Raw genomic sequence first — 22,186 nt, forward strand, 5'->3', positions numbered from 1 at the left:
CTGATTAACTATCGAGCGATTCTAAACGAATTCTTACGATTTCGCCACGAATTGCAGGTAATGCTTGAATTTGCGCAAGAGCGTCATCCATTTTGGATTCAACGATTGGATCGGTCAAAATCACAATTGGAATGAGGTCTTTTAAGCGAGATTGTTGCATGATGGCATCAATACTGATTCCGGCACGGCTTAAGATGGTCGTCACATCTGCAAGTACACCAGTCTGATCTTCAGCATTTAAGCGGATGTAATAACCTGTGGTCATTTCTTCACGGCTTAAAATTGGCATATTTGTTAATGCTTCAAAAGCCAGTTGAGGAATTGTACCTGCGCCATCTTCTGTATAAGAAATATCACGAACGATATCAATTACATCGGCAACAACCGCAGAAGCTGTTGGGCCTGCACCAGCACCAGCACCGTAATAAAGTGTTGGACCTACTGCATTGGCTTGAACTAAAACAGCATTTTTAACGCCGTTTACATTCGCAATAAGCTGCTCATCTGGAATAAGTGTAGGGTGAACACGTAGCTCAATACCCTTTTCAGCACGGCGGGCAATGCCTAGATGTTTAATACGGAAACCAAGCTCCTCAGCATATTTCACATCTTGTGCAGTAATTTTGCTGATACCTTCGGTATAGACTTTATCGAATTGCAAAGGAATACCAAACGCACAAGACGCTAAAATTGTAAGCTTGTGTGCAGCATCAATACCTTCAACGTCAAAAGTTGGGTCCGCTTCTGCATAACCGAGTTCTTGAGCTTCTTTTAATACATCATCAAATGCGCGGCCTTTTTCACGCATTTCAGTCAAAATAAAGTTACCTGTGCCATTAATAATGCCTGCAAGCCATTCGATATGGTTTGCCGCAAGGCCTTCACGGATTACTTTAATAATTGGGATGCCACCCGCAACAGCTGCTTCATAAGCAATTTGTACAGCATTATCTTCTGCTGCTTTAAATAGTTCATTACCATGTTCAGCGAGTAATGCTTTGTTTGCAGTCACGACTTGTTTGCCGTGTTTGATCGCTTCCATAATGATTTCGTAAGCAGGATGAATACCACCCATAACTTCTACAACCACATCCACATCGGGTTGACGAACGATATCAAGTAAGTCTGCGCTTTGTTTAATCCCTTCCAATTCGAGATCTGGACGAGGACGACGTGTTCCAACGTGGGTAATTTGAATTTCTCGACCGGTGCGACGTTTAATTTCAGCGGCATTTTCTTGTAGTAGTTTAAGGGCTCCTCCACCTACGGTACCTAGACCGAGTATTGCCAGGCGAACTGGTTTCACGTCACACTCCATATCATCATTGAATCATTTAATTGAAGCTAGATCATAGCTAAAAAAAACGCCAGACTCTAGCGCTTTTAGCGCCTGTTCAGTGATTTAGAGTGCAATGTTTGGAAAAGAAGAGTAGATCACTCTTTAAACACTGGTATGAGAAGAAGTATTTATTGAAAAAACAAAGCGCTGCAATAAGATCAGCGCTTTATTTGTAAGATGGACGATGAATTGTTCATCAACTTGGAGAGGGTTATTTATCCAATCGTTTAATCAATTCATCTGGGGTTAAGTAGCCACCCAAGTACTCACCATCAACATTATAAATAGCTGGTGTACCATTTACGCCCATGTTTAGACCAAGTTGGTATTGTTCGCGAACAGGGTTTTTACATTGAGCAGGTGGAATACTAATGCCCTGTACAGCTTGGTCAAATGCAGCTTTACGGTCTGCACTACACCAAACCGCTTCCATAGTTGGCATAAACTGTTCGCCGCGTGGCCATGCAATGTAACGAACCTCAATGCCTTTCTCATTAATCTCAGCTAAATGCTCATGTAATTTATGGCAGTAAGGACAGCTTGCATCGGTAAACACATAAATCACATGTTTAGCTTTACCGCCTTTAGCTGGATAAACAATTAAGTCTTCATTTTTTAAAGCAGCAAGATGCTTTTTGTTTTCTGAGGCTTGAAGGCTATCGCCGATATTATGAAGTTCTTTACCGCCTAAACGGATGACATCACCTTGAATCAGGTATTTACCATCACTTGTTGTATAAACCGATGTCATTCCTTCAAGGTTAACCCAATATAAATTAGGAACTTCGGTAGGCTTAATATCTAAAATTTTGACGTTGATGTTTGCATTCTTAAATTGTTTTTGCAAAGTTTCAATTAAACGCTGTTTAGCATTGCGTTCAATAATGGTTGAAGCTTCCCCTGTAGCAGGTGCGGTCGCTGTGAGCGCATCTTCTTTTTGTGGTTTGTTTTCTTTAGAACAAGCACTGAACAATAGGCTAGAAGCCAAAGCACAGGCAAGAAAAATTTGAGATCGGGTAAAGGACATAGATAACCCTTATTTCATCAGTATTTATAGTCGGAAGCTGCTAAGCATAACAAAAAATCTAGTGTGTATTGTTAAAACTTTCTTAACCTTTGTGAACGAAATCAAGTGATTGTTTGGTGTATTTCAAAATATTCTTTTAAAAAATTTTAACCCCTAGGGTGATGTTTTTCATGCAATTGTTGCATTCTGACTTGTGCTACATGCGTATAGATTTGCGTGGTTGATAAATCACTATGACCCAGTAACATTTGTACTACGCGTAAGTCCGCCCCATGATTAAGTAGATGCGTGGCAAAAGCATGACGTAAGGTGTGAGGTGAAAGTTCAGCTTGAATATTGGCCTGTAGTGCATAACGCTTAATGGCATACCAAAAGTTCTGACGGCTCATAATTCCACCGTGCTGGGTTAAAAATAAATAGTCAGTTGAACTTTTATAAAGTTGTGGACGTGCCTCGTTTAAATAGCGTTCCACCCAATCGCAGGCATATTGGCCTAAAGGCACTAAACGTTCTTTGTTACCTTTACCCGTAATACGCAGGTAACCTTGTTTTAAATTAATAAGTTCGAGGCGTAAATTCAGTAATTCGGAGACACGTAAACCACAAGCGTAAAGGACTTCAAACATTGCTCGGTCACGTAAGCCCAACGCCGTTGTAATGTCTGGCGCCTGAATGAGCGCTTCTACATCTTCTTCAGACAAATCTTTGGGCAAGGCTCTACCAATTTTTGGTGAATGGTGAGTAGCTACAGGATTATCACTTCGTAATTTCTGTTCACGTAGAAATTTATAAAACTGACGTAGAGCAGATAAGCAACGGGCAATTGAGCGTGGGCTTTTCCCTACTTTGGTAAGTTCAATGAGGACGTCAGAAATGTCATCGCTCGTCCAATCTGGCAATCTATTTTTTTTATGAAGTTCACTACATTGGATCAGGTCGGATAAATAGGCATTGCGCGTATGCGGACTGACTGTTTGTGCAACCAGATAGTCGCGAAAACCTTGTAAAAAGCTTAAATGTTCAGGAATTTGAACAGGGCTTGGAATACGCGGTTTTTTATTTATCATAAACAACTTCCTCTAAACCACTGTACTGTAAAAGAAACTTTAAGGTTTGTCGATTAAACTCCATAAGAATTGAAATCTAACCTTATTTGGTAATTATTCTCATTTATATGTATACTAGTAAAAAAGGTTTAGGATCGGATGCGGTGCGTTTATCAGCGTTGAAAGTGAAGCAAGCGGCGACCATCACCAAAGTGAATCGGATAGAAGTAGAGTCCGAGCAGCAAGATTTGGTCGCAATTCGTTTGGAAAGTCTGGGTTTTGTACCAGGCACGCGAGTGGAAGTGATTACCAAGGGTGTTTTTGGTGGTGATCCGATCTTAATCCAAATTGGCTTTACTCGTTTCGCTTTACGTAAAGCAGAAGCGGAAAAAATCGAAATTCAGGTAGAAGAAGGAGTACCCGCATGAGTGATGCGTTACGTATTGCCCTTGTGGGAAACCCTAACTGTGGTAAAACCTCTCTTTTTAACCATTTAACTGGAACTAGACAAAAAGTCGCCAACTATGCCGGTGTAACGGTCGAGCGTAAAGTTGGTCATTTTCAGTTACCTTCAGGCCGTTCAGTTCGAGTGCTCGATTTGCCGGGTACATACAGTCTTAATGCGACCAGTCCGGATGAAGCAATTACTCGTGATGTCTGTTTAGGAAAAATAGCGGAAGAGGGGCAACAAGACGCTTTTTTATGTGTGGTTGATGCCACTAACTTAAAATTGCATTTAGGCCTTGTACTCGAAATGATCGAGTTGGGTCGCCCAATTTTACTTGTACTGAATATGATGGATGAAGCACGTCGTCGTGGCATCCAGATTAATACTCAAAAGTTATCTCAACGTTTGGGCGTACCAGTCGTTGAAACAGTAGCTGTCCGTAATGCGGGTATTGAAAATTTATTACATGCCCTTGATCAAGAAAAATACAGTGTGCCACAAACTGAACTGAGTGGTTTAACTGGGACTCATCATCAAAAAATCGATATGATTTTTAAAGATGTTGTTCATTATGTTGATCAGGAAGACAAGCGTACTGATTTTCTCGATCGAATTTTCTTACATCCAGTCTTAGGTCTACTTAGTCTTGCCATCATGATGTTTATTGTGTTCCAGGCAGTTTTTGCATGGGCAGCGCCTTTTATGGATGGTATTGAAGGCTTCTTCGGCTGGCTGGGTGAAGTAGTCGGTTCTGTGATTACACAGCCACTACTGCATAGTCTGGTGGTTGACGGAATTATCGCGGGTGCAGGTGGCGTAGTTGTTTTCTTGCCACAAATTCTAATTTTGTTCTTCTTCATTTTAGTACTAGAAGAATCGGGCTATTTACCGCGTGCAGCATTTTTACTTGATAAATTAATGTTTCAAGCCGGTTTAAGTGGACGTGCTTTCATTCCGTTACTTTCAAGCTTTGCTTGTGCAGTACCGGGAATTATGGCAACGCGTAGTATTAGTGACCCTCGTGACCGTTTTACAACGATTATGGTTGCGCCACTAATGACTTGTTCGGCACGTTTACCCGTATATGCCTTGCTGATTGCTGCATTTATTCCAGAGAAAATGGTCTGGGGTATTTTCAACCTACAAGGACTGGTGCTGTTCGGTCTGTATATGGCTGGGATTGTGAGTGCACTATGTGTTTCATTCTTAATGAAATTTTTCCAAAAAGATAAGTCTCAACACGCTTTACTGCTAGAGCTGCCGAGTTATCGTTTCCCTGATTTAAAAAGTGTGGGAATCGGTTTGTTAGATCGTGCGAAGATATTTTTGAAGCGTGTCGGCGGCATTATTTTTGCGCTTTCTATTTTGCTCTGGTTCTTGTGTACTTTCCCACAGCCACCAGAAGGGGCAACATTGCCTGCTATAGATTACAGCTTCGCAGGTATGCTTGGACACCTTATCCAGCCTTTATTCGCTCCAGTTGGTTTTAACTGGCAAATCTGTATTGCGTTAATCCCGGCTATGGCAGCTCGTGAAGTTGTGGTCGCTGCATTAGGTACTGTATATGCCTTGTCGGCAACCGATGAAGATGCAGTAGCACAAGGTTTATCTCATTTAATTAGTGCAGATGGTACAGGTTGGTCGTTGGCAACAGGTTTATCGCTTTTAGTGTGGTTCATTTATGCGCCGCATTGTTTGGCAACATTGGCAACAGTACGTCGTGAAACAGGTTCATGGAAACATGTTGCAGCTATGACTACATATCTGTTTGGTTTAGCTTATTTTGCATCGTTTGTTACCTATCAAATTGCTTCCCACTATTGGGGTTAAAGCAATAAAGGAGGTTGTATATGCTTCAATATCTAATTATTGCGGTTTTAGTGATTTGGAGTGCTGTTGTTGTTTTTAAGAAAGTATTTCCAAAAACAGCAAACTCGGCCTTTTCAGCACTATCCGTTTTTTGTGAAAAGCAGGGTTGGGCAACTTTAGCAAAATGGCTGAAACCAAAAATGACTTTTGGTTGTGCAGGTGGCTGTGGCTGCTCAAGTGAAGATAAACCCACTAATACAGTTCAAGAAATTAAACCAGTTAAATGGCAGTAAATTCAGCCATTCCTGTTTCGTATAAAAAGCCATCATATTGATGGCTTTTTTACGCACTGACACAAAAAAAGATGAATAAAGTTCAAACTGAAAAAGCATTCAAAACAGCAAAGTGCTAACATTTTTGCCATTCTGTCGATTGATAAATTGTGGGGCAAAAATGTTAATACAACGTGGTGGATTAAAAGTTGTAGCAGGCTTGGGAATATCAGGCGTTTCTGCTGTAAATTTCCTGCATGAACAAGGCTACCAAGTTGCTGTAACGGATTCCCGCCCCACACCTCCCGGACACGATCAGATTCCGGCTGGCGTTAAAACCAGTTTTGGTCAGCTTGATCAAGAATTATTATTACAAGCAGAAGAGATTATTTTAAGCCCAGGCCTTGCACCACAATTACCGGAAATTCAGGCAGCTATTGCTAAAGGTATTTCTGTGGTGGGTGATATCCAGTTATTGCGCCGTGCCACTGATGTGCCGATTGTGGCGATTACAGGTTCCAATGCAAAAAGTACTGTAACGACTTTAATTGGCTTAATGGCTAAGGATGCAGGTAAGAAAGTTGCAGTAGGCGGCAATCTTGGTCGACCAGCGTTAGATTTACTTAAAGATCAACCGGAGTTACTGGTCCTTGAGTTATCAAGCTTTCAGTTAGAAACCACCTCTCACTTAAACGCTGAGGTAGCAGTGGTTCTCAATATGAGTGAAGACCATTTAGACCGTCATGGAAATATGCTGGGGTATCACCAAGCAAAACATCGTATTTTCCAAGGCGCTAAAAAAGTTGTATTTAACCGAGACGATGCTTTAAGCCGCCCACTTGTTCCAGATACGACACCAATGCAAAGCTTTGGTTTAAACGCACCAGATTTAAATCAATATGGCGTTTTAAGAGATGCCGATGGTACGCTTTGGCTTGCTCGTGGTTTACAGCGGTTAATTAAAAGCTCAGATTTATATATTCAAGGTATGCACAACGTAGCCAATGCTTTAGCGTGTTTAGCATTGGGGGAGGCAATTGGTTTACCTATGGAGTCAATGCTTGAAACTTTAAAACAATTTAAAGGACTAGAGCATCGCTGTGAATATGTTAAAACCGTGCATGATGTCCGTTATTATAATGACTCTAAAGGTACCAATGTTGGTGCTACACTTGCAGCTATTGATGGCTTAGGCGCTGCCATTGAAGTGAAAAAAGGTAAGGTTGCACTTATTTTAGGTGGACAGGGCAAAGGGCAAGATTTTGGTCCATTACGTTCTTCTATCGAAAAATATGCCAAAGTTGTGGTATTGATTGGTGAAGATGCGCCTGTCATCGAACAAGCCATTCAAGGCGCAACTAAAATTTTACATGCAGCAACGCTTAAAGAAGCTGTCGAGCTGTGTCAACGTGAAACACAAGCTGAAGATGTGGTATTGCTATCACCAGCATGTGCAAGTTTTGATATGTTTAAAAGTTATAATGACCGTGGTCAGCAGTTTGTTGCCTGCGTCAATTCGTTGGTTTAAAGAAAATATGATTAGGAATGTAGTATGGCAGGCTTAGCTCAGACCACAATCCAGAAAATCAATCATTGGTATGAACGGATATTGCCGAAATGGCCAGCGGAAGTGACGCCACGTAATGTCTTGATTTTCTGTGTGGTTGCATTGTTATGTATCGGTTCAGTGATGGTCGCATCTGCTTCCATGCCTTATGCTGAATATATGCATGAAAACCCATTTCACTATGTGATTCGTCATGGGATCTCAATCGTTGCTGCTGGCGTGGTGGCTTATTTAACCTATCGAATATCACTCAATACATGGTTTAAAAATACCTTTCCACTGTGGTTATTAACTATGGTTTTGTTACTTGCGGCTTTGGCTGTAGGTTCGGAAGTTAACGGTTCCACACGTTGGATTAAAATTGGTGGTTTTACCTTGCAGCCAACAGAGGTTGCCAAGGTTATGATGGCCATCTTTACCGCAGATTACGTAGTACGCCGTGCCAAAGAAGTCCGTACCCACTGGAAAGGCTTACTTCGTTTAAGTGGCGTTATGGCAATTACGGTAGGTTTAATTATTGCCGAGCCTGACTTGGGTGCGACGGTGGTTATTGTCATGATGATGGTCGGTGTGTTCTTTCTAGCGGGTGCGCCTCCAACACAATTCTTAATCATGCTTGGTGCAATTGTCACGGGTATTGTGTTTTTGATTTTATTTGAACCTTACCGTTTCCAACGTTTGATTTCGTTTACTGACCCTTGGGCAGACCCATTAGGTGTGGGTTATCAGTTATCAAATGCGTTAATGGCTTTTGGTCGTGGTGAGTGGTTTGGTACAGGCTTGGGGCATAGTGTTCAAAAGCTTTCCTATTTACCAGAAGCGCATACTGACTTTATGTTGGCTGTGTTAGGTGAAGAATTTGGTTTCTTTGGTATTTCAATTGTCATTGGCTTATCTTTCTTGATGCTGGCATGTTGTATCAAAATCGGCCACCGTGCCTTGAAACATCATTATCTTCGCGCAGGCTATTTGGCTTACGGTATTAGTATTATTTTCTTACTCCAGATTTTGGTAAATGCGGGTATGAACATGGGCTTAATGCCAACCAAAGGTTTAACTCTGCCATTTATTAGTTATGGTGGTACGTCTTTAATGATGTGTGCAGCTATGATTAGCTTGATCTTGAAGATTGATGCTTCAACTCAAGAAGTGAACCCTGAGAGGGAAGAATCAAACTTCTAAACCATGAAGCGTTATAAAAAGCCCGATATCAAATCGGGCTTTTTTATTCTTTATAGATATGTTCCGCAAAGCTGTTGCCCATGAGGAATCAAATCTACATTCCACTGGGCTACCGCTTGCTTGAGCATCGCTTCGGGGCGATCTAAATCAACATTTGGTTGACCTAAGGCTTGTATGGCTTGTTGTAGTAATTCAGGAGCTTTAGTTAGATCAAGTGCATGGGCAAGGTTTTGCTTTGAAAGTTTTTGCCCTTGGTCGTTCATGGCGAGCGGAAGATGCATGTAACTCAGCTTAGGATAGCCGAGGAGCTGACCAAGCCAGATTTGACGCTCAGTGTTATCTAACAGGTCTGCGCCTCGCACAACGTGAGTAATGCCTTGTAGGTAATCATCTACGACGACAGCAAGCTGGTAGTTAATAATTCCATCACGGCGTTTAAGGACAAAATCACCAAGGTCATGCTCTAGATTAGAACAATGAAGCCCTTGTAGGCGGTCATTGAAACAGATTGGCTGATCTTGAACTTTTACCCGAATGGCTTGATGTTGGAAGTCGAGCTGCAAATCTCGGCATGTGCCTGCATAAATAGCGTTTGAACCGAGCATTTTACGGGTACATTGACAGGCGTAAACCAGACCCTCTTTTTTAAGTTGGTCTAATACACTTTCGTAAATATCTAGGCGGTCTTTTTGAAAAATGATCTCGGCATCCGGATCGAACTGAAAAGCTTCAATTGATGCGAGTATATGGTCTTCACTACCGGGGTAGATGCGGGGAATATCGGTGTCTTCAACACGAACTAACCATCGACCTTGATGGGCTCTGGCATCGCAGTAACTGGCAACAGCAGTAATGAGTGATCCGAAATGTAAAGGGCCGGTTGGCGAGGGCGCAAACCGACCTGAGTAGCGAATCAGTGGAACATCGTTTCGCTGATTCACAAGAGCCGAACTAAGCTCGGCTGGAGAATTCTTAACCGTCACAATTAACCGTTATTTTGCTTCTCTTTAATTTCTGCCAAAGTTTTGCAGTCAATACATAACGTTGCAGTTGGACGTGCTTCTAAACGACGTAAGCCGATTTCGATACCACAAGTTTCACAGAAACCGTAGTCTTCGTTTTTAATCGCTTCAAGAGATTGTTCGATTTTACGAATTAATTTACGTTCACGATCACGTGTACGTAATTCAATTGCAAATTCTTCTTCTTGGGTAGCACGGTCATTTACGTCTGGCAATGCAGTTGATTCATCTTGCATCGTATTTAAAGTACGATCAACTTCAGACATTAATTCAGCTTTCCATGCTTGCAGAATTTGTCGGAAATGCTCGAGCTGTCCTTCAGACATGTACTCTTCATTTTTCTTAGGTTGATAAGGTGCAATACCAAATAAACTTGCAGTTGAGCCTACGTCAGAAGTTTTAGGTTTCACTTTACGTGCACGTTTTGCAGAAGCTTTATCACCTTCTACTACAACTTCTGTATGTTCATCCAAAACTTGGTTGTGGTTGTCATTCGCCATAATAGGGCATTCCTCATCATACACGTATTATCTATACGCAAAAAATATGGTGATATGCAAGTGTTTTTATAGAAAACCATCGATGGATTTTTCCATCGGGTCGTCATCATATAGATTTTTCCTGCAAGATGATAGTCATTCTGTCCCGTAAATATTTTCAAAACGTGTTTACCCTAGTCATAATTCTTTTGCGTTATATAAACTTTAGGGCTAATAACCTGAAATATCAGTATTTATACGGGTTTTGAAATTTTCAAGGCGAAACACTTTTGTTTCAAAACTACCATCGTTATTCAGACGAATGTAACGATAACCCGGTGCATTTTGGTCGAGTGCAAAATCATTACTAAACGGCTTAAACTGTACACTTGTGGAAGGCGTAGAAAAAAACTCGATACCTTGCCAGATATTAAGGGAATCTTGATGAACATGCCCGCAGACTAGGGCCTTCACGTTTTGAAATGGACTTAAAGTATCTAAAAGTGCATTTGAGTTTTGAAGCTTATGGTGGTCAATCCATTTTGATTTCATGGCAAATGGATGGTGATGACAAGCCAGCAAAACAGGATGATCTGCAAATTGTTCAAGTAAATTCGCTAAATTTTCTAATTGTTCCGAAGACAGATGACCATCTACTTTTCCCTTTACAGCGCTATTTAGCATAATCACACGCCAGTTTCCTAAACCGACAACTACAGGTTGTTGATGGTTTTCGTTATGTAGAGGAAAGTGGTCGACATTGTCATGATTACCGAGGGTCTGGAAAAAAGGCAGACCCAAGGTTTGCATAAAATTGATATAACGTTTGTAGGTAATAGGTGTTGGGGCTTGTGCGAGGTCACCGGTATGAATAATCGCATCAGCTTCGGGATGTTGTTTTAGTATCTGTTGAATAATGGCGTGGAAACTTTCTTCAGGATTCATCCCCACAAATTCTAGCTGTGGATACTCCAATAAATGTGTATCGGTAATTTGTATGATGACATGATTTTTTTGTGAAAGTGTTGAGACTTGAAAAGTCACCGTCCTACCTCTTCGGATTTATTATCGTTTTGCTGTGTTGAGCCAGCCATTGTAATGCCATAATAACAGGGGCATTTCTTAAACGTCCGCTGTTGAGTAGTGTTTGAATTTCACTATAACTAAACAAATGCAGCTGAATATTTTCACCCTCATTATCTACCCCAAAAACACCACCTACAGCAGGTAAATTGGTTTCGGCAACGTACAGATGAAATAACTCTGAACAGGCGCCAGCTGATGGGTAAAAACTAAATAGATGTTCTAAATCCTGAACTTCGCAACCTGATTCTTCAAGGCTCTCGCGTCGAATGCAACTTTCTGGTGATTCATTGCCATCTAATACGCCTGCGATAATTTCGAGTTGCCATGGCGAATGGGAGTCATCTAAAGCACCAACACGAAACTGTTCAATCAGGGCAAACTGTTGTTTTTGATCATTGTAGAGTAGAACGCCAGCCGCTTCAGGCCGATGCACAAGTTCGCGCTGCAATACAGGAGTATATTCAGATTGATTAAATAGACGATGTCGAAGGCTGACTTTTTCAACTTGAATAAAACCACTGAACAGAGGTTCACGTGATGTTACTTCGACATCTTTATATGTATAACTTGGACGCTCGACAATACTCATGATTCGATCAGGACGAAATCTATTTATTTCATCCTAACCGAGAATCATGGCTAGGCAAGTGTTTTTTTTGAATATTTACACTTTATGATACAGTTTTTGTCCTTGCTCTTGATAAACCTCTTTCATCGCTTTGAGGCCTTCTTCAACCTCTGAATCGCTATTGGTGAGATTGTTGGCATAGTCACGAACATTCTGGGTGATTTTCATCGAACAGAATTTTGGACCACACATTGAGCAAAAGTGAGCAGATTTATGCGCTTCTTTTGGTAAAGTCTCGTCATGCATGCTGCGTGCTGTATCTGGGTCTAGACTTAGGTTGAACTGGTCGTCCCAACGGAATTCGAAACGTGCTTTAGACAAGGCATTATCACGAACCTGTGCACCCGGATGACCTTTGGCAAGATCGGCTGCGTGTGCTGCAATCTTGTAGGTAATAATTCCGTCTTTCACATCTTTCTTGTTTGGCAAACCTAAATGTTCTTTAGGTGTCACATAGCAAAGCATTGCTGTACCATACCAGCCAATCATAGCTGCACCAATAGCAGAAGTAATGTGGTCGTAACCCGGAGCGATGTCTGTAGTTAAAGGCCCAAGCGTATAGAATGGAGCTTCTTTACATACTTCTAACTGCAAGTCCATGTTCTCTTTAATCATGTGCATTGGTACGTGGCCCGGACCTTCGATCATGACCTGCACATCATGTTCCCATGCACGGTGAGTCAGCTCACCCAGTGTTTTAAGTTCGCTGAACTGCGCTTCGTCATTTGCATCTTGAATACAACCCGGACGTAAGCCATCGCCTAAGCTAAATGACACATCATAGGCTTTCATGATTTCACAGATTTCATCGAAGTGTGTGTATAAGAAGTTCTCTTCATGATGAGCGAGACACCACTGCGCCATGATTGAACCACCACGAGACACAATACCTGTTAAACGGTTTGCTGTAAGTGGCACATAACGAAGTAGAACACCTGCGTGAATGGTGAAGTAGTCAACACCTTGTTCAGCTTGTTCAATAAGCGTGTCTTTAAAGATTTCCCAAGTCAGGTTCTCGGCAACACCATCAACTTTTTCAAGTGCTTGATAAATTGGTACGGTACCGATTGGAACTGGTGAGTTACGAATAATCCATTCACGTGTTTCATGAATGTTCTTACCTGTAGACAAGTCCATAATGGTGTCAGCGCCCCAACGGGTTGCCCATGTCATTTTCGCAACTTCTTCATCAATTGAAGAACCAAGCGCCGAGTTACCAATATTGGCATTAATCTTAACCAAGAAATTACGGCCAATAATCATTGGTTCAAGTTCTGGGTGGTTAATGTTGGCAGGAATAATAGCGCGGCCTTCGGCAACTTCTTGGCGAACAAACTCAGGTGTAATTTCTTTTAAGTTTTTCGCACCAAAGTTTTGACCTGGGTGCTGACGCATATCTACAGCTTCGCGTTGACGCTGATTTTCACGAATTGCAATATATTCCATTTCAGGCGTGATAATACCTTGCTTGGCATAGTGCATTTGAGTGACATTTTTGCCTGCTTTAGCACGGCGTGGGTTTTGAATATGTGCAAAGCGAATATCAGCAGTACGAATATCTTTTAAACGCTCCTGTCCAAACTTTGAAGTTAGGCCAGAAAGAACGTCAGTATCGTTACGCTCTTCAATCCATTTTTGACGAACTGAAGGTAAACCTTTATTTAAATCAATTTGAACATTCGGGTCAGTATAAACACCTGAAGTGTCATATACCATAATAGGTGGGTTGTGCTCACCACCAAGGCCAGTTGGGGTATCGGTTAAAGAAATTTCTCGCATTGGAACCTGAATATCAGGGCGAGAGCCTTCAATATAAACTTTTTTAGAAGCGGGTAAGATGCGGGTTAAGTCTTTTGCATCTTGTTCATGTTGTGCTGAAATTTCAGCAGAAGAGAGATTCGTTAATTGGTTCATCACATGATCCTTATGAATAACATCAACGAATCAAGCACGACCAAAAACGATGGCGGATTTATCTTGAACTAGATAAATTGAGGGCTTAGGTTTTCAGATGGCTTGATTCCTACGCAGGTCTTAACCTGATCAGGTTCAACGGTACTTGTGATCAAACTGGTGTTGCGATAACACGAAATTTACACAATCTCAGCGAGCTATTACTCGCGCTCCGTCAAGCGATTTAAAGACTAACATGTTTTAGGTTGGCTGGCATTGTCAATTTGTATCTATACAAACCGCATCTATATGGCAGTCACGATAGACTTCCGTGTTCCATGGCGAATCAAATTTTAATAACTGTTCAAGTTGTTCATGCACAATCTGATAGGTAGATTTCTTTTGCCTATTTTCATCAGTTAAATCTATTTTAAATTGCTTATTGCGCTCATCGACAGGGGTGGCAATAAACTTGAGAAATTGTTGGGCAGGTTTCGCTAAACTTGATTGGCTCTGAGTTGATAAAAAGCGGATTTGCTGAAGTGCATCTTGGTCAAACCATGTGTTCGGGGCATATTCATCCGACACAGGCGTATTATCTAGACCAAAGAAAATGAAGTATCGATATTCATTGAAGAGTAATTTGGCATCATTAATAAAATAACTCTTTGGATATTTTTGAATAAATTTTTCCCAAAATAAAGCACGTTCAGTGAGCTCTTTCCATGAAACAGCCAAAGCACCATCGTTATAGAAAATGTCTTGATTGTCTTTCGCCATACGAGATAAAAATTCTTTCTGGTCAGCAGGTAAAGCCTTAGAAAAAACATCAACTAAGTAGTTTGGCTGGCGACGATAAGTAAACATACCTTCACCTTGATAGAGCAGCTCAATATAGGCTTGGCCTTCATGTTGAAGTAAATATTGATCACGCGGGCTCAGTTGGGCGAAGAGCTTTTTCTGACTTTGAATCACCTTTTTAAGGTCTTGTTTCTGTTCTAAAACAGCATAGCCAAATGCTTCAAAAGCTCTAGCTGTTTTATCAGTGTAGTCTTGTTTAAGAAAACGTTGATACATGGTTGTTGATGCATCAATTAGCTTAAGCTGTTCCTCATTTTTTAACGAAGGAACACAGTTTTTAAGCTTTTCATTAATTTGATTTAAGTCTTCTATTTTACTGTTCTGATTAATCGTGTGCATGGCTACCATAATTTGCAAGCAACTACTGTCTCGCTGTTCGGTGGCCTTTTGCGCAGTTGATTTTTGCTCTTTAGATACAGTTTGATCTTGCTGTGAGGTTTTATTGCAGCCAGCTAAAAGTAGTGCACTGCACATACTCATCATTAGAATTTTTTTCATCTTTATATTTTTATCGAAATTGATATTGCTCAAATTATAACGCTTAAAAAGATTGCATCACTGTTAGAAATCTTTATTATTAGGTAGGTCGGTCTACTTAAGTAAAAGCTATGAATGATAGAACAGCAAGACAGAAAATTCTCGATGCAGCGGCAACACTGTTTTATAACGATGGCATTACCGCAACAGGAATTAATACGGTTACGGCTAAAGCAGATGTAGCCAAAATGTCGCTTTACAATAATTTTTCTTCAAAAGGTGAACTTGTTGATGCCTATATTGCTGCACGACATCAAGAGTGGTTAGACCTTTATCAAAAGCGTTTAGAAAAAACAAAAACAGCTAAAGAAGCTATTTTGGCCGTATTTGATGCCTATCAAGATCATGCCGAGTTTGCTTATGAAAAGGGTTTTAGAGGATGTGGGCTATTAAATGCTGCCGCAGAGTTCCCAGCGAACAGTTCAGGACGAAATGCTGTAAGACAACATAAAGAACAAGTTGAGGCGATTGTTGCCGAGCATTTAAATCGCTTATTAAAAGATTCACAGCGTGTTAGCTATATCGCCGCACAACTTTCTTTTTTATTAGAAGGGTCGATGGCAAGAGCTGGTTTAGAGGGTAGTAGCCGTCAACTTCAATTAGCGAGACAAATGGCAGAAGATATTTTAGATCGAGAATGCCGACATGATTAGCCTTATTAAAAATAGTAGTTATGGTGGCACTATTGCAATTTTAGTAGCCTCTTTCTTATGGGGAACCACGGGCACAGCCGCAGCATTTGCCCCAACACTCGGACCACTTGCAATTGGCGCGGTTGCTATGGGGGGAGGTGGGCTTTTACAGGCATTGATTGCATCTCAGGCCATTCGGGAACATCGACAATTTATTGGGCGAAATATTTCTATTATTCTTTTAGGTGTTGTGGCGGTTGGGATATATCCACTAGCTTTTTATTCTTCCATGCATTATGCCGGAATTACGATTGGTACGGTGGTTTCAATTGGTTCGGCTCCACTCATTGCAGCAGTTTTAGAGCGATTCTTTGACCGTAAAGTTTTATCTAAAACGTGGTTCCTAAGTTTTGTGTTGGGTGTTGTGGGGGTAAGTTTATTATCTATGGGCGAAAGCCACGCAGCACAAGAGAGTACAAATGAATGGAATAAAATTTTTGGTATTTTTCTTGGGCTGGTAGCGGGTGCAACCTATTCACTTTATTCATGGGCCGCAAAAAGATTAATAGATCGGGGTATTGCTGCTAAAGCTGCAATGGGCATGATTATGGGTGGTGGGGCAGTCATCTTGCTTCCAACTTTATTAATTACAGGTGGTGGGCTACTGCAAAGTTCAACAAATTTACTTGTTGCTGGCTATATGATGCTGATTCCTATGTTTTTGGGTTATTTGCTTTTTGGTTTCGGGTTAAAAACTGTAAATGCCAGTAAAGCCACCACTTTAACTTTATTTGAACCTCTTGTTGCAGCGATTTTTGCCATTGTTTTGGTTGGCGAAAGTGTCTCATGGATTGGGTGGGCAGGTATGTTTTTGATTTTCATTTGTATTTTGATGTTATCAAAGCCTGAAAATACATAAAAAATGAAAACTTTTACTGGCTTGAGTTTAAATTAAATTTTTCTTAGTCTTAAAGCCAAGTTTTATCGTTGATTTAAACAATGAAAATAAAATTAATGCTTGTTGCGGGTTTATGGAGTTTTACATCGTCGAGTTTTGCTCTAGATTTAGTTGAAACTTATGAGCGCGCAAAACTAAATGATCCGACGTGGCAAGCGAATCAACAACAGTTTGAAGCAGATCAGCTTAATTTAGGCTTAGCAACAGGCGCTTTACTACCAACAGTTACATTATCTGGAAATATTACCCGTAATCGACAAACGGTAAAGCGTTCAAATTTTCCTGGTGTTGATCAGGAAGGACTTTCCGATGCTTTGGTAAGTAATACATCGACTACCAAACAGGCTAGTTTATCTGCCCGTCAGCCTCTTTTTCGTATGGATGCATGGGAAGGTTATAAACAGGTTAAAACTTCGGTTGCCCTTAGTGAAATTACTTTAAGACTGCAAAAACAAGATCATGTTTTAAATGTAGCTGAAGCCTATTTTAATGTACTGCGTCAGCAGGCACTTACCGCTGCATATTTACAAGAAGAAAAAGCCTTGCTTGAACAGCTCAATATGATGAACGCCAAGCTTAAAGAAGGGTTGGTAGCACGTAGTGATGTGAGTGAAGCAAATGCCCAATATCAAAATGCCCGAGCCAACCGTATTGCTACCAATGTGCAGCTTTTATTGGCTCAAGAGCAACTATCTGAATATATTGGTCCGTATCAAGATAGGCTTGCTGTATTGAGAAGTGATTTTATCTTTCAAAAACCTTATCCGGCACAGCTCGATGAGTGGTTAGGATTAGCCCAACAGCAAAATTTAAAGATTCAACAAGCACGTTTACAAAGGCGATATGCTGAAGATCAACGTCGTGTGGAAAAAGCTGCACTTTATCCACAGATAGATGCAGTGGCGAGTTATGGTTATACCAAACAAACGCCAGAAACGCTGATTTCAACTGATGGGAAGTTTGATCAGGTCGGGGTAGAAATGAACTGGAACTTATTTAATGGAGGCCGGACCCGAACTTCTATTAAAAAAGCCAGTGTGGAGTTAAATAAAGCGCAAGCCCAACTTGATGCGGCCATTCGCCGTGCCAATGTCGATGTGAAAAGTGCTTTTATGCAGGTAGATACCGACCGAGCAAAGCTTGAAGCAAGAAAGGCGGCAATGGACTCTTCAGCACTTGTTTCTCAAGCTTCAAAAGCAAGTTATAACGAAGGCTTAAAAAGTATGGTCGATGTTTTATTGGCGCAGCGTAATGCTTTTTCAGCAAAACAGGATTATCTTAATGCTCAGTATGACTATTTATTAAATGTATTACGTTTAAAAGCGGCTGTAGGTCAGCTAGGAGAAAAAGATCTAGTTGAATTAAATAGCTGGTTAACGTATCAGTAATAAAAAAATGCTTTTATCTGAAATTTAATTTTGTCATAAAAATTTAATGATTGATGTGTTTTAATGCTCAATCATTTTATCCCTGCGCCATCATGTTGGAGGCTTCCCTTGAGTCCGAGTAATCCGGTGTTAAGCCATCATATTTCTTCTCAATTTAATGAAGATTTGCAAGATGTGAACACAAAGTTTATGACCATGGGTGGCTTGGTCGAACAACAGGTTGCCAATGCAATTCATTCTTTGCTTGATACAGATGCGAACTTAGCAATTGATGTTCAATTTAAAGATAATGCGGTCAATCAATACGAACGTGATATTGATGAAGGGCTGACGCTGATTTTGGCACGTCGTCATCCGGCAGCAATTGACTTGCGTATGGTAATTGCCATGAGCAAAGCCAATACTGACCTAGAGCGTATTGGGGATGAAGCTGCAAAAATTGCCCGTATTGCGCAAAATCTATGTGAAGAGGGCGGTTCTCCTCGTGGCTACATGGAAACACGTCATATTGGTAACCAAGTACGGGTCATGATTCATGACGCACTTGATGCTTTTGCACGTTTAGATGCAGATCAGGCATTACGTGTACTTTTAGCCGATGCTGACATTGACCGTGAATATCAGTCGGCAACGCGTACTTTAATGACTTATATGATTGAAGACCCGCGTCATATTGCTCGTGTGATTAATGTCATGTGGGTTTTACGTTCTTTAGAGCGTATCGGTGATCACGCTCGTAATATTGCTGAACAAGTCATTTACATGGCAAAAGGCTTTGATGCACGTCATACCAAAATTGAAGAAATTGAAGCAAAAGTACACGAAAAGTAATATGTGAGCTGAGATATTTAAAGGCCTTGTTTCAGACAAGGCTTTTTTATTTTTTTAAAATAATAGATAAAAAAATGTCCCGAACTTTGGGGGGAAGTTCAGGACAGAAAATCAAGTGCATTAAGAGAAAACACGACAGGGATCGTGTCTTACTTGCTATGAATTGATATTAAAGTTTCAGCTATTTCATGTCATGTAGAGTCCTGTGCGCTCTATGTAAGGCTTTATATGTTTGTGTAAGTTTCACGTAAAAAAGGCAGGTCTATGTATATAAACCTGCCTTTTTAAAAAATGATGGGCTTGGAATAAACCTGTTATTCTGGTTTCCAGCCTTCCGCTTTTTCAACGCTCTCATCATTATTGAAGAACTTCTCACGTTGCTCTTCAAGGAATTTTTTCGCTTCTGGTTCAAACACGTTTAAACGCTTTTCATTAATTAGCGTAGTTTGGTGCTGTAACCATTCTTGCCATGCTTGCTTAGAAACATTTTCAAAAAATTCTTGGCCTTTGGCACCTGGAAATGGAGCAAAGTCCAATCCTTCCATTTCCTTTTGGTATTTACGGCAAAATACTTGTCGACTCATTTTGTATCCTTAAGCGTATAACTGTTCTAGACGTTTATGGGCACGTGCAATCGCAGCTTCAACCTGTTTTGGTGAAGTTCCGCCAATATGATCACGTGCATTTACCGAAGCTTCTAGTGTCAAAGCTTTATCAAATACATCTGCTGTAATTAGGTCAGAGAATTGTTGTAATTGCTCAAGTGTTAACTCAGATAAATCTTTTTCTTCAGCAACACCTAATGCAACAGCTTTACCTACAATTTCATGTGCATCACGGAACGCAACGCCTTTTTTCACTAAATAGTCAGCAAGGTCAGTTGCTGTAGAGAATCCGCGAAGAGCAGCTTCACGCATGATTTCAACATTTGGAACCAATGCAGGGATCATGTCAGCAAACGCCATGAGTGAACCACGAACGGTATCAATGGCATCAAATAAAGGTTCTTTATCTTCTTGGTTGTCTTTGTTGTACGCCAGTGGTTGACCTTTCATAAGCGTAAGTAAGCTAATTAAGTCACCAAATACGCGGCCAGATTTACCACGGATGAGTTCCGGAACATCAGGGTTTTTCTTCTGCGGCATGATTGAAGAACCAGTACAGAAGCGATCAGGAATATTTACGAATTTAAACTGTGCAGAAGTCCAAAGAATAAGTTCTTCAGACATACGCGATAAATGCATCATGATTAAAGATGCTGCTGCATTAAATTCGATAGCAAAATCACGATCAGATACAGCATCAAGAGAGTTTTCAGATACAGCTTCAAAGCCTAGTAACTCTGCTGTATAAGCACGATCAATCGGGTAAGTTGTACCAGCGAGAGCCGCAGAACCAAGTGGCATACGGTTAACACGCTTACGGCAGTCTTGAAGACGTTCAGTATCACGAACTAACATTTCAAACCATGCCAACAAGTGATGGCCGAAAGTTACCGGTTGAGCTGTTTGTAAGTGTGTAAAGCCAGGCATAATAGTATTTACATTTTTGGCAGCCAAGCCCAACAAACCTTTTTGTAAACGCTCTAATAAGCCTAAAATGTCGTCAATTTCGTCGCGGAGATAAAGACGGATATCAGTTGCAACTTGGTCGTTACGGCTACGGCCAGTGTGAAGTTTTTTACCTGTAATACCGATACGTTGAGTCAAACGTGATTCAATGTTCATGTGAACATCTTCAAGATCGATACGCCATTCAAAAGTTCCAGCTTCAATTTCTGCACGAATGGTGCTTAAACCTTCAATAATGTCGTCTCGTTCTGCTTCTGTCAGTACGCCAACTTTCGCAAGCATGGTAGCATGCGCAATAGAACCAGCGATGTCTTGCTTATAAAAACGCTGGTCAAATTGAACAGAGGCGGTAAATTCGGCTACAAAAGCATCCGTCGCTTCAGAAAAACGACCACCCCACATACCTGAGGTTTGGTTTGGGGCTGCTGAATTAGGGGGATTTGAAGATGTGGTCATGGTGGCTCAGTAAAATAAAAAAGAGTATATCACTTGCCGAAGCTCAACAAACAAAGTTGTTTTCTACAGCATATCGAAATCAAAATTCCTCCTATTTTTTTACGAAAATTGATCGTTGGCAACATTTATTAGAATTAATTATCGCAAGTAATGTTTTAGCTCTGGTTTTAGCTTTGGCTGAAGCGCAGTCTTGGCATGCATTAAACGGCTCACGTCTTTTACAATATATCGTTTTTATTAACTGGGTGATTTTGTCTTTTTTTGCATTGGTTGAACATTTTCAGGATTTTTTTAGTCAGCTACAGCAAAAATATGCTTTGGTAATTGGCTTTGTTATGCTGCAAGCGATAGTTGTGGTAACCACCATAATAAGCAATTTTTTTCAGTTTGGAGTTTTGAAAAAAACATCTGTTATAGCGCAGGACTGGAGCATTTATTTTACCAATGTCCCTTTATATTTAAGTTATGGAATATTATTAGGGGCCTTTTGTCTGCGTTATTTATATGTTCGAGAACAATGGTTACACCAACAATATGCAGAATTAAATGCCCGTATTCAGGCAATGCAGGCTCGCATTCATCCTCATTTTTTATTTAATAGTCTAAATAATGTGGTGAGTTTAATAACGATAGATCCAGATAAAGCAGAAAGTATGTTAATTAGCCTGTCACGACTGTTTAGGGCGAGTTTTCAAGAATTAAAATTGGTGAGCTTGCATGAAGAAATTGAGCTTAGTAAACAATATTTAATGATTGAGCAAATACGTTTGGGCGAGCGTTTAAAAGTCGAATGGAAAGTGGAAATTGAACCTTTGCAATTAAAACAGGTCACTATTCCTTTATTGACATTACAACCTTTATTAGAGAATAGTATTTTTCATGGGGTAGAGCCAATGATGGGTAAAGCAACCATTGGGGTATTGGTTGAAATATTGCAAAATCAGGTCAGTATAGTCATTACCAACCCTTATACACACGATACAATAAATTCACGGAAAGGGCATGGAATCGCTCTTGAAAATGTTAAACAGCGCTTAAAAGCGTATTATGGGAATTCAGTGAGATTCCAGGTATATAAGGGTGAGGCTTTATATACCACTATTATGAGCTATCAATACCAATCAAAATAATAAGTCAGTCAGAGTTAACCATAA

Annotated in this window: 21 protein-coding genes and 1 riboswitch; of the genes, 10 read left to right on the forward strand and 11 right to left on the reverse strand. The window is 40.6% G+C overall.

Annotated elements, in window-relative coordinates; all coding sequences use genetic code 11:
• Positions 1–4: 4 nt before the first annotated feature.
• The 3 genes from EGT34_RS12555 to xerD form a co-directional block, all read right to left on the reverse strand.
• Positions 5–1,306 carry a homoserine dehydrogenase gene (locus EGT34_RS12555; RefSeq protein ID WP_000805827.1) on the reverse strand — a complete coding sequence of 434 codons (1,302 nt, stop codon included), beginning with the start codon at positions 1,304–1,306 and terminating at the stop codon, positions 5–7.
• A 244-nt stretch (positions 1,307–1,550) separates the two neighbouring features.
• Positions 1,551–2,366 (reverse strand): DsbC family protein, encoded by an 816-nt coding sequence (locus EGT34_RS12560; RefSeq protein WP_000011163.1) that lies wholly within the window; start codon positions 2,364–2,366, stop codon positions 1,551–1,553.
• Positions 2,367–2,512: 146 nt separating this feature from the next.
• The gene (gene xerD / locus EGT34_RS12565) at positions 2,513–3,433 is read right to left on the reverse strand and encodes a site-specific tyrosine recombinase XerD (protein ID WP_000608735.1); all 921 of its coding nucleotides are present in this window, start codon (positions 3,431–3,433) and stop codon (positions 2,513–2,515) included.
• A 143-nt stretch (positions 3,434–3,576) separates the two neighbouring features.
• Here xerD and EGT34_RS12570 point away from each other — a divergent pair, with 143 nt between their 5' ends.
• The 5 genes from EGT34_RS12570 to ftsW all read left to right on the forward strand — a co-directional run bounded on the left by EGT34_RS12570 (position 3,577) and on the right by ftsW (position 8,690).
• Positions 3,577–3,840 (forward strand): FeoA family protein, encoded by a 264-nt coding sequence (locus EGT34_RS12570; protein WP_001991212.1) that lies wholly within the window; start codon positions 3,577–3,579, stop codon positions 3,838–3,840.
• A complete protein-coding gene (gene feoB, locus EGT34_RS12575; RefSeq protein ID WP_001278226.1) occupies positions 3,837–5,690 on the forward strand; it encodes a ferrous iron transporter B in 1,854 nt (617 codons plus the stop codon). Before EGT34_RS12570 ends, feoB begins: the two co-directional genes overlap by 4 nt.
• Positions 5,691–5,710: 20 nt before the next feature.
• Positions 5,711–5,962, forward strand: a complete 252-nt coding sequence (locus EGT34_RS12580; RefSeq protein WP_000942501.1) for a DUF6587 family protein — start codon at positions 5,711–5,713, stop codon at positions 5,960–5,962.
• A gap of 160 nt (positions 5,963–6,122) precedes the next feature.
• Positions 6,123–7,469, forward strand: coding sequence for a UDP-N-acetylmuramoyl-L-alanine--D-glutamate ligase (murD, locus tag EGT34_RS12585; protein ID WP_000908240.1), 1,347 nt, complete (start codon positions 6,123–6,125; stop codon positions 7,467–7,469).
• Between the two features lie 24 nt (positions 7,470–7,493).
• Positions 7,494–8,690, forward strand: coding sequence for a putative lipid II flippase FtsW (ftsW, locus tag EGT34_RS12590; protein WP_000907680.1), 1,197 nt, complete (start codon positions 7,494–7,496; stop codon positions 8,688–8,690).
• A gap of 50 nt (positions 8,691–8,740) precedes the next feature.
• Here the strand turns inward: ftsW and gluQRS are convergent, their stop codons facing one another.
• From gluQRS to EGT34_RS12620, 6 genes are all read right to left on the reverse strand, one after another.
• Positions 8,741–9,673 (reverse strand): tRNA glutamyl-Q(34) synthetase GluQRS, encoded by a 933-nt coding sequence (gene gluQRS / locus EGT34_RS12595; RefSeq protein WP_000216743.1) that lies wholly within the window; start codon positions 9,671–9,673, stop codon positions 8,741–8,743.
• Between the two features lie 2 nt (positions 9,674–9,675).
• Positions 9,676–10,212, reverse strand: coding sequence for an RNA polymerase-binding protein DksA (gene dksA / locus EGT34_RS12600; RefSeq protein WP_001262524.1), 537 nt, complete (start codon positions 10,210–10,212; stop codon positions 9,676–9,678).
• Between the two features lie 210 nt (positions 10,213–10,422).
• Positions 10,423–11,235: a 3',5'-cyclic-AMP phosphodiesterase gene (gene cpdA, locus EGT34_RS12605; RefSeq protein ID WP_000143915.1), complete on the reverse strand. Its 813-nt coding sequence runs from the start codon at positions 11,233–11,235 to the stop codon at positions 10,423–10,425.
• 4 nt (positions 11,236–11,239) lie between these two features.
• Positions 11,240–11,866, reverse strand: coding sequence for an NUDIX domain-containing protein (locus EGT34_RS12610; protein ID WP_024437334.1), 627 nt, complete (start codon positions 11,864–11,866; stop codon positions 11,240–11,242).
• Positions 11,867–11,941: 75 nt separating this feature from the next.
• The gene (gene thiC, locus EGT34_RS12615) at positions 11,942–13,819 is read right to left on the reverse strand and encodes a phosphomethylpyrimidine synthase ThiC (RefSeq protein ID WP_001072861.1); all 1,878 of its coding nucleotides are present in this window, start codon (positions 13,817–13,819) and stop codon (positions 11,942–11,944) included.
• Between the two features lie 89 nt (positions 13,820–13,908).
• Positions 13,909–14,043, reverse strand: a riboswitch (TPP riboswitch).
• Positions 14,044–14,077: 34 nt separating this feature from the next.
• Entirely contained in the window at positions 14,078–15,157 is a 1,080-nt protein-coding gene (locus tag EGT34_RS12620; RefSeq protein WP_198063959.1) for a hypothetical protein, read from the reverse strand.
• Positions 15,158–15,267: 110 nt separating this feature from the next.
• Between EGT34_RS12620 and EGT34_RS12625 the strand changes: the two genes are divergently transcribed.
• The 4 genes from EGT34_RS12625 (at position 15,268) to phoU (ending at position 19,005) form a co-directional block, all read left to right on the forward strand.
• On the forward strand, positions 15,268–15,849 hold the full coding sequence (locus tag EGT34_RS12625; protein WP_000999894.1) for a TetR/AcrR family transcriptional regulator: 582 nt from the start codon (positions 15,268–15,270) through the stop codon (positions 15,847–15,849).
• The gene (locus EGT34_RS12630; RefSeq protein ID WP_000624464.1) at positions 15,842–16,747 is read left to right on the forward strand and encodes a DMT family transporter; all 906 of its coding nucleotides are present in this window, start codon (positions 15,842–15,844) and stop codon (positions 16,745–16,747) included. The genes EGT34_RS12625 and EGT34_RS12630 overlap by 8 nt, the downstream gene beginning before the upstream one ends.
• A 95-nt stretch (positions 16,748–16,842) precedes the next feature.
• Positions 16,843–18,174 (forward strand): TolC family outer membrane protein, encoded by a 1,332-nt coding sequence (locus EGT34_RS12635; RefSeq protein ID WP_024437336.1) that lies wholly within the window; start codon positions 16,843–16,845, stop codon positions 18,172–18,174.
• 108 nt (positions 18,175–18,282) lie between these two features.
• A complete protein-coding gene (gene phoU / locus EGT34_RS12640) occupies positions 18,283–19,005 on the forward strand; it encodes a phosphate signaling complex protein PhoU (RefSeq protein WP_000075183.1) in 723 nt (240 codons plus the stop codon).
• Between the two features lie 314 nt (positions 19,006–19,319).
• Here phoU and EGT34_RS12645 read toward each other — a convergent pair whose 3' ends face one another.
• Together EGT34_RS12645 and argH are read right to left on the reverse strand one after the other, a co-directional pair.
• Positions 19,320–19,589 carry an oxidative damage protection protein gene (locus tag EGT34_RS12645; protein WP_000089996.1) on the reverse strand — a complete coding sequence of 90 codons (270 nt, stop codon included), beginning with the start codon at positions 19,587–19,589 and terminating at the stop codon, positions 19,320–19,322.
• Between the two features lie 9 nt (positions 19,590–19,598).
• Positions 19,599–21,032 carry an argininosuccinate lyase gene (gene argH, locus EGT34_RS12650; protein WP_000213740.1) on the reverse strand — a complete coding sequence of 478 codons (1,434 nt, stop codon included), beginning with the start codon at positions 21,030–21,032 and terminating at the stop codon, positions 19,599–19,601.
• Here argH and EGT34_RS12655 point away from each other — a divergent pair.
• Entirely contained in the window at positions 21,023–22,162 is a 1,140-nt protein-coding gene (locus EGT34_RS12655) for a sensor histidine kinase (RefSeq protein WP_000269799.1), read from the forward strand. The two genes, argH and EGT34_RS12655, sit on opposite strands and share 10 nt — an antisense overlap.
• Positions 22,163–22,186 lie beyond the last annotated feature (24 nt).

The organism is Acinetobacter sp. FDAARGOS_558, from assembly GCF_003937785.1.
GTDB lineage: Bacteria > Pseudomonadota > Gammaproteobacteria > Pseudomonadales > Moraxellaceae > Acinetobacter > Acinetobacter baumannii.